Annotated in this window: 17 protein-coding genes; 14 read left to right on the forward strand and 3 right to left on the reverse strand. The window is 30.7% G+C overall.

Features of this window, described 5'->3' with window-relative positions; genetic code table 11:
• From AC3IF2_RS05220 to AC3IF2_RS05285, 14 genes are all read left to right on the forward strand, one after another.
• Positions 1-630, forward strand: coding sequence for a nucleotidyltransferase family protein (locus tag AC3IF2_RS05220; RefSeq protein ID WP_489166012.1), 630 nt, complete (start codon positions 1-3; stop codon positions 628-630).
• Positions 631-695: 65 nt separating this feature from the next.
• Positions 696-1,997 (forward strand): carboxypeptidase-like regulatory domain-containing protein, encoded by a 1,302-nt coding sequence (locus tag AC3IF2_RS05225; protein WP_489166013.1) that lies wholly within the window; start codon positions 696-698, stop codon positions 1,995-1,997.
• A 141-nt stretch (positions 1,998-2,138) separates the two neighbouring features.
• Complete coding sequence (locus tag AC3IF2_RS05230) at positions 2,139-2,579, forward strand: hypothetical protein (protein ID WP_489166014.1); 441 nt, start codon at positions 2,139-2,141, stop codon at positions 2,577-2,579.
• Between the two features lie 2 nt (positions 2,580-2,581).
• Complete coding sequence (locus AC3IF2_RS05235; protein WP_489166015.1) at positions 2,582-2,782, forward strand: helix-turn-helix transcriptional regulator; 201 nt, start codon at positions 2,582-2,584, stop codon at positions 2,780-2,782.
• A gap of 174 nt (positions 2,783-2,956) precedes the next feature.
• Positions 2,957-3,520, forward strand: a complete 564-nt coding sequence (locus AC3IF2_RS05240) for a DUF4251 domain-containing protein (protein WP_489166016.1) — start codon at positions 2,957-2,959, stop codon at positions 3,518-3,520.
• Positions 3,510-4,172 carry a class I SAM-dependent methyltransferase gene (locus tag AC3IF2_RS05245; protein ID WP_489166017.1) on the forward strand — a complete coding sequence of 221 codons (663 nt, stop codon included), beginning with the start codon at positions 3,510-3,512 and terminating at the stop codon, positions 4,170-4,172. The genes AC3IF2_RS05240 and AC3IF2_RS05245 overlap by 11 nt, the downstream gene beginning before the upstream one ends.
• A gap of 110 nt (positions 4,173-4,282) precedes the next feature.
• Positions 4,283-4,708 carry a DUF2541 family protein gene (locus tag AC3IF2_RS05250; protein WP_489166018.1) on the forward strand — a complete coding sequence of 142 codons (426 nt, stop codon included), beginning with the start codon at positions 4,283-4,285 and terminating at the stop codon, positions 4,706-4,708.
• A 140-nt stretch (positions 4,709-4,848) separates the two neighbouring features.
• Positions 4,849-5,418 (forward strand): hypothetical protein, encoded by a 570-nt coding sequence (locus AC3IF2_RS05255; RefSeq protein WP_489166019.1) that lies wholly within the window; start codon positions 4,849-4,851, stop codon positions 5,416-5,418.
• A gap of 362 nt (positions 5,419-5,780) precedes the next feature.
• On the forward strand, positions 5,781-6,806 hold the full coding sequence (locus tag AC3IF2_RS05260) for a hypothetical protein (RefSeq protein WP_489166020.1): 1,026 nt from the start codon (positions 5,781-5,783) through the stop codon (positions 6,804-6,806).
• Between the two features lie 57 nt (positions 6,807-6,863).
• Entirely contained in the window at positions 6,864-9,167 is a 2,304-nt protein-coding gene (locus tag AC3IF2_RS05265) for an AAA family ATPase (protein WP_489166021.1), read from the forward strand.
• A gap of 4 nt (positions 9,168-9,171) precedes the next feature.
• Positions 9,172-9,480 carry a hypothetical protein gene (locus tag AC3IF2_RS05270; protein WP_489166022.1) on the forward strand — a complete coding sequence of 103 codons (309 nt, stop codon included), beginning with the start codon at positions 9,172-9,174 and terminating at the stop codon, positions 9,478-9,480.
• Positions 9,481-9,519: 39 nt separating this feature from the next.
• A complete protein-coding gene (locus tag AC3IF2_RS05275) occupies positions 9,520-9,963 on the forward strand; it encodes a hypothetical protein (RefSeq protein WP_489166023.1) in 444 nt (147 codons plus the stop codon).
• 43 nt (positions 9,964-10,006) lie between these two features.
• Positions 10,007-12,505 (forward strand): hypothetical protein, encoded by a 2,499-nt coding sequence (locus AC3IF2_RS05280; protein WP_489166024.1) that lies wholly within the window; start codon positions 10,007-10,009, stop codon positions 12,503-12,505.
• 263 nt (positions 12,506-12,768) lie between these two features.
• On the forward strand, positions 12,769-13,599 hold the full coding sequence (locus tag AC3IF2_RS05285) for a tyrosine-type recombinase/integrase (RefSeq protein ID WP_489166025.1): 831 nt from the start codon (positions 12,769-12,771) through the stop codon (positions 13,597-13,599).
• 928 nt (positions 13,600-14,527) lie between these two features.
• Here the strand turns inward: AC3IF2_RS05285 and AC3IF2_RS05290 are convergent.
• From AC3IF2_RS05290 to AC3IF2_RS05300, 3 genes are all read right to left on the reverse strand, one after another.
• Positions 14,528-14,710, reverse strand: coding sequence for a zinc ribbon domain-containing protein (locus tag AC3IF2_RS05290; RefSeq protein WP_489166026.1), 183 nt, complete (start codon positions 14,708-14,710; stop codon positions 14,528-14,530).
• Positions 14,711-14,793: 83 nt separating this feature from the next.
• Positions 14,794-16,767 (reverse strand): alpha-ketoacid dehydrogenase subunit alpha/beta, encoded by a 1,974-nt coding sequence (locus tag AC3IF2_RS05295; RefSeq protein WP_489166027.1) that lies wholly within the window; start codon positions 16,765-16,767, stop codon positions 14,794-14,796.
• A 118-nt stretch (positions 16,768-16,885) separates the two neighbouring features.
• Positions 16,886-17,371, reverse strand: coding sequence for an Lrp/AsnC family transcriptional regulator (locus AC3IF2_RS05300; RefSeq protein ID WP_489166028.1), 486 nt, complete (start codon positions 17,369-17,371; stop codon positions 16,886-16,888).
• Positions 17,372-17,398 lie beyond the last annotated feature (27 nt).

Below are 17,398 nucleotides of genomic sequence, written 5' to 3' on the forward strand. Positions count from 1 at the left end.
ATGCAGAAGAGCCCTGTTTTAATCATCCTTGCAGGAGGAAAATCTAGTAGAATGGGTACTCCAAAAGGATTATTAGATTTTAAGGATAATTATTGGATTTTAGAACAGATTTCTAGGTATAGATATGTTAATAACCCAAGAGTTGTTGTTGGTCTTGGTTATGATTATGAAAAGTATTATGAAAAGATTAGCTGGTTTAAAGAAGCTCAAGATAGTTTTTATGATTTCAATGGAGTAGAAGTAAGGATTGTAATTAATTCTAACCCAGAAAAAGGAAAATTTTCTACCATGGTTTGTGCTTTAAACCATGTTGAAACTGATGAAGACGTATTAATATTACCTATCGACGTGCCATTACTAACTAAGAAAGATTTAGTTGAAATACTATCCTGTGTAAATGATATAGCTTTACCACAGTATAATGGCAAAAATGGTCATCCAGTAAAATTGACTTCTAATATTTGGAGTACTTTTTTGGATATGAATGTTGAAAATTCGAGACTAGACAGTATTATAAAGAGAAGAGATAATTCAACTATTACTTTTGTAAAAGTATTTGATTCTTCTATAAATCAGAACATTAACACTGTAAATGTTTGGAGAAAATATTTATATAATTATAGCAACTAAAAAATTTAATTACTTTTTAAGTAACTTTACTAAAAATATGGTTTAACACTTAAGATTTGTCAATTATGGAAGTCAATACCTATAAATTAAACCTCAAGCCAGCCAAACTAACATTTTTATTATTTACTATCATTATATTTTTAGGGGCATCTTTAGTTTTTGCTCAACAAAATTCTGAAGATTATAATGAGTATAGTGGAGTCATTATAGACCAGCAGTCTAAAAAATCACTCGTATTTGCTGCTCTATCAATAGAAAATACCAACATAAGTACCATTACAAATACAGAAGGTGAGTTCTTATTAAAAGTACCTAAAAGTGTTAATGATGCAAGTGTAATAGTTTCTTTTTTAGGCTATCAAACAAAAGTTGTGAAATTATCCTCTTTAAAAAGGAAGAATAATAAAATTGCATTAGCTGTTTCTGTTGTTGAGCTGTCTGAAATAAATGTGAAGCTTCCTAAAAATGCTAGAGAATTAGTCCGACAAACCCTCAGAAAGAAAGGTGAAAATAATTTAAATGAACAGGCGTTAATGACTGCATTCTATCGAGAAACTATAAAAAAACGTAGAAAGAATGTGTCGTTGGCAGAAGCGATCGTAACAGTTTATAAACAACCTTATACATCTGCAAAAAGAGATAAAATTAAACTTTTTAAAGCAAGAAAGAGTACAGATTATACAAAGTTAGACACTTTAGCTTTAAAGTTACAAGGCGGGCCGTTTAATGCTCTATATATAGATTTAATGAAGTATCCAGAATATATCTTTAGAGAAGATATGTTAAAGTTATATGATTTTAATTTCGCCCCTTCAACAACAATTAATGAAAGACCAGTTTATGTAGTTGCATTTAAACAAAGAGGAGATATAGCTGAACCTTTGTATTATGGTAAGTTATTTATAGATTCAGAATCCTTGGCCTTAACTAGTGCTATTTATAACTTGAATGTAGAAAATCAAGAACTTGTTAGCGATTTATTTGTAAAACGTAAACCAAAAGATGTAAAGGTATACCCAACAAAAGCGGCATATAGGGTTGATTATAGGGAGAAAAACGGAAAGTGGTATTACGGATATAGTAATGTTCAACTAACGTTTAAAATTGATAAAAAGCGCAAATGGTTTAATTCTTATTATTCCCTTTCCAGTGAAATGGCAATTACTGATTGGAAATTAGACCAAGAAGAGAGTTTGAAATTTAAAGAGCGCTTAAAACCTACTATTATTATAGCAGATGAAGCATCAGGTTTTTCTGACCCTGAGTTTTGGGGAGCATATAATGTTATTGAGCCTGAAAAGTCAATAGAATCTGCTATTAAAAAAATTCAGAGGCAATTAAAAAAAGCATCTAATTCAGGTCCATAATTTTAAGAATTTTTTGTTTTTAAGTGAGTTGTCATAATTGATAACTCATTTTTTATTCAATAAACTTTGTTATTTTAAAAATGTAAAGTATATTTGTCATTATATAAAATATATTTGTCAATTTGTAAAAAATAATTTATAATGAGTAAAACATTTTGTGAAGCAGAAAGAACAAGATTAGATAAGATGAACAAGTTTCAATTATCAAATTCTTTTAAAAACATAGGGTACTATATAGCTTTTGGAATATTTGGTTTGATGATTTTAAAAAAATTTATAGATGAACCAAGTTGGGTAAAACCTTTATTAAGAAAAGGATTATTGTTAGGAATGTTACTAATTTCTATTTCAAAAGATAGAATAGAAGATGAGTACATAGAGAGCTTACGTTCGCAATCATATAGATTAGCCTTTATTATGGCTGTAGTATACGCTTTAATTCAACCAGTAGTTAATTACGTAGTAGGTTTTCTATTGAATAAAAATAAAACATTTAATGATTTTAGTTATTTTGAAGTTTTGTTTTTTATGCTTCTAGTTCAATTGATGATATTTTGGCAATTGAAAAGGCATAATAAATAGGTATGAAAAACACAATAAAAGTACAGCGAGCTATTTTGGATATTACCCAGGATGATTTGGCTAAAATGATTGGAGTATCTAGGCAAACCATAAATTCTATAGAAAAGAATAGATATGTGCCTTCTACTTTATTAGCACTTAGATTATCAAAAGTGTTTAATATACCGGTCAATGATTTTTTTGAATTAGAGAAAGATGATTAGCTTAATTTTATTTATCCTTTTTTGGGTATTACATTTATTAATAAGTTGGATTAGAGTTTAATATTAATAATAGATAGGCTATCTTAGATTTTTAGCAATAGGTCCGTTAAATAAAGTTAAAGTTTTGCTTAAATAGCTGACTATTAAGTAACTTAACAGCTTAAATAGTTTAAAATGAAGGAAAGTGTATTTTTAGTTTATATAATATTCATTTTATTAGGGTGTTCATCAGCCAAAACTAACTCCGTTAGCGAAAATGATATTAAACAATTAGACGATCTAATAGTAAAAAGATCTTTTAAAATTATTTCAGATAAAGCTTTACCACAAATTACTAATTCTTTAGTGCAAATTAGTAATGCTAGATTATTACCACCTGGAAGTACTGTTGGAAACATAAGCCTAATTGGTAATCCAAATTTTTTACAAGTAAAGGATAGCATTGTAAAAGCTCACTTACCATTTTATGGTGAAAGAACTATGGGAGCGGCTTTTAGTGATACAAGAAATGGAATTCAATTTGAAACTGTACCTAATAGTTACGAGGTAAAAAAGGAAAAAAATAATAACTATGAAATTCGATTTAAAGTGAATGATAAAAATATGCAAAATCAAAGTTATGATGTATTGGTTCAAATATTTCCAAACTTGTCAAGTATAATAAACATAAATGGTTCACATATTTCATCTATTCAATATAGAGGTAAAGCGAGTATTATAAAAGAAGATGATGAATAACGTGACATATTCATTTACATATTTTATTGTAGTTTTTATTTGTTTTAACCTTTCTATGAATGCTCAATATGTTTCTGAAGATTGGAATTCTAGAGATAAATGGATGAAGATTGATAATTTTCTAGAATTATCAGGTGTTAAAGAAGGTAAAAAAATAGCAGATATTGGTTCTCATGAAGGTTATCTAAGTATGCATTTGGCCAAACGAGTAGGGAAGAAGGGAAAGGTCTATGCAGTGGATGTAAGAAATGATAGGTTAGAAAAACTTAAATCAAATTCGAAGAAAAGAAAACTCAATAATATAATCACAATACTTGGTGATTACGACAACCCTAAACTTCCTGCAAGTTCTTTAGATATCGTTTTTGTCGTTGATACTTACCATGAAATTAGTTCTTATAAAAAAGTATTAAATCACATCTATAATTCTTTAAAGCCAGGAGCAAAACTTATTTTATTAGAAAAATTAAAGAAACACATAATAGGAAAATCGCGTGATATCCAAGTAGCTGCACACTCATTATCATCCAAATATGTAAAAGAAGAACTGAAAGATATTGGTTTTATTATAACTAAAGAAGTAAAGAATTTTGGTTATTGGGAACGTGATAAAACCAAACAAATGTGGATTTTAATTGCAACTAAACCTTAAAATCAAATAGTATTTCTATTTTCTAAAGTTTTTTATATAAACTTCTGATAAACAATATCTAAGCATCGTAAACGTTTTTCTTATAGACCATTAACAATCAAATTGAGTTTATGAAAAATAATGCTAGACATATTTACCTTTTGTTAGCACTTTTATTTAGCAGTACAATCATTTACTCCGTTAACACTATACCAACGAACCTTTATGACAATATCGGCGGTTGGATAAAACTAGGTAAGCATAAGGTTGGAGAAGGTGTAAGTTATGAGGAATTTACGTTTAGCGAGGAGAAGAGCAATGTAAAAAGATTAAAGATTAAAGTACAAAAAAGTTCAGTGCATATAATGAGTGTTAAAGTGATTTATAAAGATAAAACTTCAGAAGATCATAATATTTCTCGCCGACTAGATAAAGGTGATTCTACAAGAGCACTAGATCTTATTGGCCATTATAGAACTATCGAAAAAATTATTTTTATTTATAGAGGTAATAGTAATAAGGGTGGAGCAGAACTTATGGTGTTTGCTAAATTATAAATCAATTCAAAGTAATTTGATTTTATAAAAACAACTGCTGAACCCACTTGACTTTAATGTGGTACTTAAAAGTGATAAATATTTTAGTTTTTAATTATTTTAGAATATGTCATACCTTTCTAAAATCTTAAACAAATACTATGATGTCTAAAATATGGTTTATAACTTTTGCACTATTTATCTCCCTAAATGTTACAGCACAAGATGATAATCCTACAAAACAATTCTGGAATTCATTGCAATCACATTGTAATAAGGCTTATAAAGGAACTTTAGTTTTACCCAAAGAAGATAAAGATTTTGGAGGTAAAAAATTGGTTATGCACGTACGCTCGTGTAGCAATACTATTATTAAAATTCCATTTTTTGTTGGAGAAGACAAATCACGCACATGGATATTAACTTATAAAGATGACCGTATTTCCTTACAACATGATCATAGACATGAAGACGGTACAGAGGATGATATTAACTTTTATGGAGGTATTACTACGAATCTTGGACAATCTGGCATACAAACATTTAGTGCAGATCAACGAACACAGCGAATGATTCCTGCTGCATCTAGCAATGTATGGTGGATAACTATAGATGATGCTACATTTACTTATAACCTTAGACGGCTAGGAACGGAACGCGTTTTTAAAGTTGTAATGGATCTTACTAAGCCAATAGAAACCCCTGAAGCTCCTTGGGGGTGGATGGATTAGGTATTTGTACTATAATGTACTGTATTATGTTACTTTGCTTTGGTAAAAGCAATACTATCTACACTTTTTATTAAAGTTTTTTCTCTGGAGTTTATTTAACGAATGTAATAGAACACTCTTTTTGCGTAGGGCAGTAGAGTAGGGCAAAATGTGTGTGGAATGAGTTCAAATACTATTAGTTTAAAATTGTCTAACCTTAAATTTACTTTTTTCTACTCTCAAAATTACTATTTGTTGATTAAAAGGGGAATAATCCTGTAAAAAAATCAGGGAAAATCCCCTTAAAAAAGGGGAAATTTCCTATTGTATCAATTAAGCATTGATAGTACTTTTTAAGACTTAAGTTTTAAACCCCTAAAGTCATGAAAAGAAAACTCTTACTGATTCCATTCTTCACATTATTTTTCTTTTCAGAAGGAACTTCTCAGAAGTACATTCCTGGAGAAGATAGTTTTACTTATAAAATTAACGGTCTAGTTCACTTCTACGGTTATGATAAAGAAAATGAAAAGTTAGAAGATGATATTTATTATGCGGAAGAATATCTATTTGTTCGAGCAGGAATGCATACGGAAAAAATTAAAATAAAAGACGAAAAGGATCCTACAAAAGAAAAAGAAGTTCAGGTCGATTATTATTTGTTTAAAATTGGCAATTTCATTGATTATGACACACAAGTTGGCGAAAAAGAGTTGTCAAGTTTAACTAAGAATTCAGAATATACTGTCTCAGGTAAAAAGTTGAATGAAAACTATAAATTATTCAAGAACGAAAAAGATAAGAAGGCCAAATGGTATTCTACGGATCCAAAAAAAATCGATAGAGATGATGCACAAAAGTATTTTGCAATAACCGTTTCAAAATTCAATAAACTTATAACTGAAAAAATAATACTAAAGCGATATAATATTGGATTTAGAAAAAGGTGGGTTGGGTTAAAGGCGATTTACGGTGCTCAATTGTCCATTCCTTTTAAATTTAGACCAAGTATAAATGACGAACCATTGAGATTAACCCCTGAAATTTCTATAGGCGGTTTTTTTGGTGGGCGCATACGTTTGAAAAGGTATGAAAATACTCATTGGATACCCCTTTTTGGGAGTGTTGGAGTAGGTGTAGTGGGAATTAATCAGAATAATACAATTGATGAGTCAACCATTACGGGAGATAATCAGGTTTTAGCGTTCAATTTTTCTTTAGGATCAGTAGTGAAATTTGATAAGTTTCAACTTGGTTTCGTTGTTGGTTGGGACAAGGCTGCTGGAGAACTCGGAAAGGATTGGTTATATCAAGATCGACCTTGGTATTCATTTGCTATTGGGTTTAATTTTCTTGAACTGGGTAAAAAAGAATCTTCAGATAATGCGGGTACTGGCGTAAATGAATAGCTTTTTTCAACAAAAATATTACCATAACAACTAGCTAATATTATAATTAATTTAAGAATGGATCCTGTTTTTTTAGATTTACATATACATACTTCGGATAATCCTGAAAAACTTAATGAAGAATATGAAATAAAAGTATTGTTATCAAGAATTAGTGAATTGACTAACGATTCAGAGTTTCTTATTTCTCTAACTGATCATAACACAATTAACAAGAAAGTATATCTTGAGTCAAGAAATTATACGGAAAACATTATAGTAGGAGTGGAATTACATATAAGAAATTATCCTGAACGTCCACCATATCACTGTCATGCCTATTTTAAGAATGCTTTAGATGAAAACTCTATTGATCAATTAAATGCAACACTTGATGATTTATATCCCAATAAAAAAGCAACTGATAACGATGACATACCAAAAATTGAGGACATAATTAGAAAGTTTGACAGTTTTGAGTTTATGTTACTTCCTCATGGTGGTCAATCACATAGAACATTTGATGAGTCTATACCAGAAGGAGTTCAGTTTGATGATACTTTATCAAAGAGTATTTACTATAATCAGTTTGATGGTTTCACTGCCAGAGGTATAAATGGCCTTGAAAAAACAAGAGAATATTTTAGAAAACTTAATATAAACGAATTTGTCAATTTAATGACTTGTTCCGACAACTATAAACCAGCTGAGTACCCCAATTGTAGAGCTAAAGATGCAACTGAATTCATTCCGACATGGATGTTTTCTGCACCAAATTTTGATGGTTTAAGACTCGCTTTGTCTGAAAGTTCAAGGCTTCGATATGGTAAGGACAAACCAATTTTTGAACACAATCATATTAAGTTCGTTAATTTAAAAAATGATAAAATTGATATTGATGTTTCTCTAAGCCCAGGATTGAATGTTGTCATTGGCGAATCATCAAGTGGTAAAACTCTTTTTGTTGATTCTGTATATAGAAAAATATGTAACGATTTTGAAGGCAGTAAATATGAGGAATTCGACGTACGTGATATTGTAATTAACAATCCTTCGGGGTCTATACCTCATTTCCTAAGTCAAAATTATATTATGTCTATTGTTAGTGATGCAAATGGTGATTTGAATAAAATTGAGGTAGTAAGAGATGTGTTTCCAGGTGACAAAGAATTAAAACTTAGCATAGAAAAGGGCTTAACAAGTCTTCGTAAAGACCTTAGTGAACTTATGACTGCTGTTAAGGAAATTGAAAAAATATCAAAAGCTTTAGGTCATTTACCAAACCTTCAAAATTTGATAGTTACCAAATCAATAGCGAGTAATATATTTAAAAGTTTAGTACCTAAAGTTTCTACAACAAATAAGATTGAGTTGTCCGAACTAAGAAAAGAGACATTTCTCGAAGACATTAACGCTATTGAAGAATATTTGGAGTCTAACCCTTTGGTAGATAATGATAAAGAAGCCTTTGAGATTATACGAAGTTTAATAAATGAAGCTTATGAAAAATCAATTTTTGAAAAAGGAGTAAGGTCAGAAATAAATAGTGGCTATCGAAAATTTGAAGAGGACTTACTTGCTACAGGAAAGCTTGATAGAGCGAAGTTGGTGGACTTTAATAAACTATTGGAGTTTTTAAATTCCTACAGTATAAATTATAAGAATTTTAAAAATGCCATTAAGAAAATCTCAGAATATTCAATAACTAGCAAAACAGAAACTGTTGAATCAGAAGGCCATAGTTTGTTTATTAAAAATGATTTTAATCTGAACAAAGATAAGGTTAAAGATGTCATAAATGAATTCTTAAAATCAATCTACAGAATAGAATCATTAGATAGGTTGGAGCCGGAAATACTTTTTGAAAAGAACTACTCTGAGAGACCTAAAGTTAACGGCTATGATGATTTTGAAAGGAGGGTGAATGGTAGATTTGAAAGCTTTAATAATAAACAATATCAAATTAAAACAAAAGATGGACTTGATTTTGATCAACTAAGTCCTGGTTGGAAAACATCTATAATATTAGACATAATTTTAGGATATAAAGATGACATGGCACCAATAATAATAGATCAGCCTGAGGATAATCTTGCTACTTCATACATCAATGATGGATTGGTAAAAGCGATAAAAAAAATAAAGGAACACAAGCAAATTATTTTAGTTTCTCATAACGCGACAATACCCATGATGGGAGATGCTCAAAAAGTAGTGCTTTGTGAATTCGATGATCAAAAACTCAAAATTAGATCTGGAAGGCTAGAAGATCAAATTAACAGCAAAAGCATGGTAAGTTATATTGCCAATTTAACAGATGGAGGAAAAGCATCAATAAAAAAAAGAATAAAAAAATATAATTTGAAGAATTTTAAAAACTAAGAAAATGCAATTGGTATTTAAACGAGAAAAGGATAGTGAAATTACAATAGAAATAAAAGATGGAGTTTCAACTATAGAATTTGATTATGTTGAAATGATTAAAAAATTATTGGATGATAGTGAATTAGAGGAAACCATTTTTGAAGGTGAAATTTCCGAGGAAGAGAAAGAAAAGATTAAAGAGATGGTTGAAAAGATTAATGTCGCTATAAGAACAGAAGATGATAAAGAACAAAAAGATGCAGATGTGAAACCTGTAAGCGAATATGAAAATGACAATGATATCTTTGGCCCAGATGACCCACTTTTTTAATAATAAAAAGACAATTCCGTTTAACCCTAAAAATTAAGTATGTCAGCACAGTTTGAGGTTCAATCCCATCACAGAAATCAACAGCAGAAATTTGTTTATTATATCCTCGCTTTATCGGTGGCAGCAATTGGTTTTGCGGTAGTACAAACGAGCGGTGTTAAGTTCAAATATCTTCATATCATTTTGTTCATCGCGATTTTATCTTGGTTACTAAGTATCTACAACGGTCTTCAATTTCTAAAGATGGCGATCGGGATGTTATATGACAATAATCATTATTTGGATATAATAAACGATAATATAATTGATTACGACACAAAAGAGAAGAAAATTATCGCATCGAACGCCGTACTTAAAGTTATAGAAGAGAAAGATGTAAAACGAGTAGCGGCTTTTGAATGGCAAGAAAGATTTTTCTATGTTGGTATTGTGTTGTTTATAATCTGGCATATTCTAGAGATGTTTTATCAAACTGTATGTTGATACATTTCCTTAGAAATAATTAAATATTCTTAAATTTTCATGTATGCCTGATAAAAAACTCAAATACACTCAATTTTCACCTGCTGTAAGAAACTATTGGAAAAACCTTCATATCAATATAGATTCTTATTGCGACAAATGGGAAGATCATGTGTCTAGTGAATTCGAGAAAACATTAAATACACTAGAGAATATTGACCTCAAAAAAATTCAAACCCATTTTGGAATTACTAAAAAGGAAAAAGAAACATCTAAGAAAGCTATTTATAATAATCTGACAGTAAGTATTCAAATCTATTGTATAATGATGTTCGCGTTAGAACATAAGCCAAAGGTTATTTGTCAACTTCTAGGTATTCCGATAATTAACAAAAAGATCAATAAGCCTCAGGTTATTATGGCTGTTTTTGAAGAATACAGAAAAGGGACTTTGGAAGGGTTGTTTTTACAGCTTCTTAAGCAAAAATCAGGGACTGGTCACTACAATTTTAGATTTAACTCCGATCTTGAAGATCTTGACTTTGAAAAGTTAAAAAAAGCAATGAAGCCTATGGTTTCATTGTTAAAAAGACATGATAAAGAGAAAAAAACATATTTATTCCGACAATCATATAAAGATGATAAAAAGTGGATATTTCTTTTACTGAAAGAAACCAATGATATGTTGCTCCCGGCCATTCCTAATAATTCCAGGGTCATGAAAGGACAGTACATTATAATTACTGTTCGATTAAATGATATGGAATTAACTATTAATACTCGCTCAAAAAGGGTAGCTTATGAAATTAGGAATTATTTACAAAGAAAGATCGAAAATCGTATTTATCATAAAAGAAAGACAGCAACATATAACCCTAAGAAGTTTTTTAGTACAATCTTGGATACCTCTTTAGATGATAGAAGTAAAGACCTTAACCTGGTTGATGTAAGGTTTAGAACAAGTGAAATTGATAGTTCTTTAGCGGTAACGGATCGAAATCAAAAAAACACAATTGTTGAACAACTTAAAACACTTAAGGATAAGAGCCTAATAAAGCTAGAGGATTTTTCAGAGTTTCAATTTTTAACATTTTATTACAAGGGACTTAAGTTTAAAGTTAATATTGAGCTCAATAAATGGGGATCTTATAGAATACATTTGCTTGATAGCGGCAAGCCTATTGCTGAGTTGTACGATTTCAAGAAAGATTTCGAAGACACCTACAAAGTACCATTTGATTCTTATTTGCGAAACGTAGATTCTACTATTGATGAAAAGCGAATTGCGAGGTATATTCTGAACAAACGTACATTAGAGGCTAATATACCAGAATCTGCAGAAAATGTACTACTGGAGCTTATAAAGTCCAAAATTTTGCTCAAACCAGTTAAAACATCAAGACGCAAGTGTACAAATAAGACTTGTAGAAAATATACATGGGAACCAGGTGATTGCCCTACCTGCGGACATGAAGTAAGAATAGAAGGAGATTATATAGATCTCAAGCTAAATAAAAAAGGTATTTACAGTTTCATCATTAATCTTTTGAAAGCAAATAAGAACTTTGTGGTTGTCAAAACCAAAAAGCAAATCAAGACAAGTAAATTTGATTTGATTGACTTAATGGATAAAAAAGGAAACCCACTAAGCATATATATCTCTCATGGAAATCTTAACGAAAAAATTATTCGTCATTTTCAAGAAACGGGAAATCCGTTAATGGTGATTCTTTCGAAATTTAAAAGTGCCTTGCAACAAGAAATTGTTGAACGAGATTTCGAATGTGTAAGCTTGCCAGATTTATTCGCATATCGAAATGATCAGGATATTATTAATAATCAATTTGAAGAATATGTGAAAATTCAACGGCATAAATGGCAACAGAAGTTAGTAAAAAAGGGGCTAATTTCTTATCAAAGAATTTCCAATAAAGTAGATAATTATAGCGATCAAGATTTCGAGATAGATGTGTATAATATGATGCATGAAATATTCATGGTTGGTGATAGACTCGGAGGTAAATTCACAGGAGTTGCAGCTCCTGATGGTATTGTTTCTATTCATAACGGCAGTAAACCTCAAAAGCGTTACTGTTTTGCATGGGATTGTAAATATAGCACCGCAACTAAAGGATATCAATTAGCGGATAATAAAAAAAAGCATCGAAAATATATAAATGACTTAAAAACTAATGATAAGGTAATATTTTATGGGGGATTAAAGACTTACGCGATTATTTCTCAAAACATGAATTTTGGGAAATATGCTTCTTTTTATCATAAGCTTGTTCATCGTTTTCGGTGGAAGGGAAGTGTCATCTACATGAGTGAAGAGCACTTATTAAAAATCTACCGCTTATATAAGGATAATTCAAATATATTTTTAGTTAAACCCAATGGTTTTTATAAACCATTACATCGACTATTATTGAAGATATATAAAAGAGATTGCAATCCGTATCCCAAGATTACTAATAAACGAATTAATAAATTTTTCTCTGAAGTGGAAGAAAACTATAAAGGTGAAGTTTTGAAATTTGAGTTTACAAGAAGTGAGTTTTAAAATTGAAGTTTTGGTAACCAAATAAATTTTGATTTCTTTTCAAAGTTTACTATTTAGAATGAAATAGAAAATAAAAGTGTTTGTGCGAAAAAAATGAGGGCGTGAAGTGGTGTGAATTTATGGCTTTCACAAAGTGCACTTGCACTTTGAATTGTTAGAAATGTTAATTTGATTATATTGTTGTAGACATTATAACATTATTAATATAAGATGAAAAAAAAGCACAATCGTATATAGGAAAAGATTATGAAACCATAGAAAGTATGCGCAAGCACCTTTCTTATAGGAATTATAGTAAATATACCACCAGAAACTACGTTAAGGAGATGAATCATCTCTGCTGCTATTTTCGGTGTAGCCCAATGATCATTGGTGATCAGCAAATTCAGAATTACCTCTATCACCTTGTTACAACAAAGAAGTTTGGACCAAATAAGATATCTCTTGCCATAGCAAGTTTTACTTATTTTTATCATAACATAGTCGGAACGCCTGAAAAGGTAAAACGGTTAAGGAGTCCAAGAATTCCTAACAGAGTGCCATTTGTACTCGCACCGATACAAGTATTTCAATTTATAGAATCACTGCAAAAGTTCAGAGATAAAGTAATTATCCAGCTGTTATATTCTACGGGAATAAGAGTAGGGGAGTGTGTTGCTTTAAAAAGACAAGACATGAGCCCTGAACGGATGGTAATAAGAATTCTTAAAGGTAAAGGTCAGAAAGATCGCTATGTTCCTTTAAGTCCAAGGATGTTACAACAATTAGAATTGTATTATAAAGAGTATAATCCCAGAGATTATATTTTCCCTGGAAGAAAAAAAGGAGAGCCTATTTCTAGAGCAACGGTTAATCGTATTATTAGAAATGCAAGCTTTGTTCTTGATACAAAAGAAACAATAACACCGCATACTTTTAGGCATTCATTTGCCACAATGTTAACAGAAGAAGGTGAAAGCCTCTATAAAATACAGAAGATATTAGGACATAAAAATATTCTATCCACAACACGTTATATCAAGGCAGCCAAAACAGAATTGAAATCTTGTGTTAATCCTTTAGATAAAGTTTATGAAGACAATTTTCTAGTCTAAAGCCATTTCTAGCCTTCCTAACACAACATTTCCACTAAACGATACTAATAGCCCGAATATTATGACATGGCAAACACAACATTATGTTAAATAGAATAGCATTGCCAGGAAAGAAATGCGGGCGTGCGGAGGAGTGAATTTGTGGCTTTCACAAAGAGCAATTGCCCTTGGATTTGTGTTGAATTACGCTAGTAATTTGGTGGCGATAGCCACAAGACACAAAGGGCGGGCTGATAGCATATTTCTTTCTTGATTTTTTGTTTCTTTTGTATCAAAACAAAAGATAGAAGAAGAAAATCATGATAAGTTTAATCGGAAGAATACAGTAGCAAGTGTTTAGAAATTATCTCGAAGAGTAATTTTAAACTTTTGCGGTTCGCAACGAAATGTTCCTGAAATTTTACTAGCAGAATTATCCAATAAACTTTAAAGATAAAATAGAAACGTAAAGCAAAGCTTTTAATGGCGTTGGCAAGGAATGGATTATTGTGTATAAAATAAATTGTGATAACAATTTGATTTTATAAAACAATCGAGTGCTTGGTAGCGGCAATTTTACATAATGCCAAATTATAGATACAAATAGCTGCAGTCGCTGAGAATCGCATATTTTAAAATTTATGTAGGATTATCTTGTAGAACGCAGAGAAAAGCATTGCCGGTGCGAATCAATTTAGCCGAGCGGCATTGGCGAGGCCAAGCGAAGCGCAGACATAATAATAATTATAGCTATCAAATAAAACTATAAAGATTCATAGCCGTAATTTACTTGAACATAATTACTGACGATATAATTCTAAAGAAGTTATATCTATAATTATGTATAAATAGCCTGAAATACGGCTATACGCAAATTACTATGTATTTGTACTATAATTTATATTATGTTAAATTGAAAATATTCCCATTCAGGTTATAACCTATGCTTCTACTGTGCTATAGGATTTATCATAACCTTACTAATTATACCATAAGTACAATCAATAATCATTTCTAAAGGATTACGACATTCTGTGCAATCTTCTATAAATTGCTGTTTAACTTTATCGGTTTCAACAAATGTAGATACCTCATTGTAACAATATGGGCAATTAAATTCGTGTTCACTCATGGCATATTCGGTTTTAGTTATGACTCTTATTATAGCTAAGGGTTTAATCTAAAACGAATTAGCACATAGATTATTACAAATTACTAATATGCAATAAGATTTAGCAAAGCAGTATGCAGTGTACTTTTTGCAAGATATTGTTGCTCTAAATCAGATTGAAACGGTATTGGTGTTTCTAAACTTGCTACTCTTTTTACAGGAGCATCTAAATACTCAAAACAATTTTCCATGATTAATGCTGAAATATCACTTGCAATACCTCCGAATAATGAATCTTCTTGAATTATAATGGCTTTTCCTGTCTTTTTTACTGAAGTATAGATCGTTTCTGTATCTAATGGTTGCAATGTTCTTAAATCGATTAAATCAGCTGAAATTTCTTGATTTTCGAGCGCTTCCATTGCCCAATGCACTGCCGAACCAAAACTAATAATGGTAATATCACTACCCTCTTTTAATAATTTGGCTTTACCTATTGGTAACGTGTAATAATCACTAGGAACATCTTGTCTAATACTTCTATATAGCGCCTTATGTTCAAAGAATAAAATTGGATTTGGATCTTCAATTGCTGAAGTTAACAATCCTTTCGCGTCATACGGAAATGCAGGATATATCACTTTTAAACCTGGTGTTTTAGTAAACCATGCCTCATTAGTTTGGCTATGAAATGGCCCAGCTGCTACCCCTGCTCCACAAGGCATTCTAACTACAACATCTGCATTTTGATTCCAACGATAATGCGATTTGGCTAATAAATTTACTATTGGATTAAATCCTGAGCTTACAAAATCGGCGAACTGCATTTCAACGACTGACTTTATTCCATTTATAGATAAACCATAAGCCGCTGATACAATGGCTGATTCACATATAGGTGTATTACGTACTCTATCAGTTCCAAACTCATCAATAAACCCTTCAGTTATTTTAAAAACACCGCCGTATTCAGCTACATCTTGCCCCATAATTATTAGATCATCATGCTTTTGCATAGCTTGTTTTAATCCTTGGGACACTGCATCTACAAAACGTATATTTTCAGAATTATTATTTGATTTAACTTCCTTTAAATCAAATTTTTGATACACATCATTTAATTCATTAGCAACAGTTGACTTTATTCGTTCTTCGTCATTAGCTTGTTTCCAATTATCATCAATTGTAGCACTTAATCCTTTTTTAATTTCAAGAATTTCTTCCATTGAAATAATACCTTCATCTAACAAATACTTTTGATAGTTCTTTAGAGGATCTTTAGCTGCCCATTCTTCAATGAGCTCCTTTGGTACATACTTAACACCACTAGCCTCCTCATGCCCTCTCATTCTAAATGTTTTAAACTCCAGTAATACAGGGCGTGGTTCTTTGCGTATACTCTTGGCAATAGCATCCACTTTAGTGAAAACTTCTAAAATATTATTACCATCTATTATATGAGATTCCATTCCGTAGCCTAAAGCCCTATCTACTAAATCTTTACAATTGTATTGTTCTGTTGTTGGTGTAGAAAGTCCATACCCATTATTTTCTATACAAAAGATTACGGGTAGCTGCCAAACGGATGCTACATTTAATGCTTCATGAATATCGCCTTCACTTGTACCACCTTCTCCAGTAAAAACTGCACAAATTTTATTATTGCTTTTTAATTTATTGGCTAAAGCGATACCATCTGCAACACCAAATTGAGGTCCAAGATGTGAAATCATACCTACAATATGATATTCTTGTGTGCCGAAATGAAAACTTCTATCGCGCCCTTTAGTAAAGCCGTTTGCTTTGCCTTGCCATTGAGAAAATAATCTATTTAAAGGAATATTTCTGGTGGTAAATACACCTAAATTGCGATGCATTGGTAAAATATATTCATCCTCTTCCATTGCTGAAGTTAAACCTACCGCAATTGCTTCTTGACCAATACCGCTAAACCATTTAGATATCTTACCTTGACGTAATAAAACAAGCATCTTCTCCTCTATCATACGAGGTTTCAGCATTGCTTTATAAAGTTTTAGTATTTTTTTATCACTTAATTTTTGTCTATTAAACAACATTAAAAGAAAACTTTTAGGAACTCAAAAGTAGCAAAATTTGTGAGTTGAATTTTATTAAATAAAAAATCTTCTTCAAATATTTACGAAGAAGATTTAATTAGCTAATAAAAGCTTTATATTAGATTATATAATCATTAAAAATGGTATGCATTAAACGTTTTTTGTCATTAATCACTTCTTCTAAAGAAATTGAAGTTTCCGTTCTTTGCACACCGGTAATATTATCAATTTGAAAAATAATATCTTTAGCATGCCTCGTATCTTTAGCTCTAAGTTTACAAAACACGGTGAATTTACCAGTAGTTAAATGAGCTACAGTAACTTCAGGAATCTTTTCAATTTCGCTAATTACTCGAGATGTTAAAGAAGAATTCTCTAACAGCACACCCACATATGCTATAAAGGTATAACCCATTTTATCATAATCTACCGTAAGTGTAGAGCCTTTGATAACACCTTCTTCTTCCATTTTTTTTACACGTACATGAATTGTTCCTGCAGATACTAATAATTTTTTTGCGATGTCTGTAAACGGAGTTCTTGCATTCTCAATTAAAATATCTAGTATTTGGTGATCTATCTCGTCCAATTTAAATTTTGCCATTATAGTTAGTTAAGGGGATTTAACCAT

The organism is Maritimimonas rapanae (assembly GCF_057837205.1).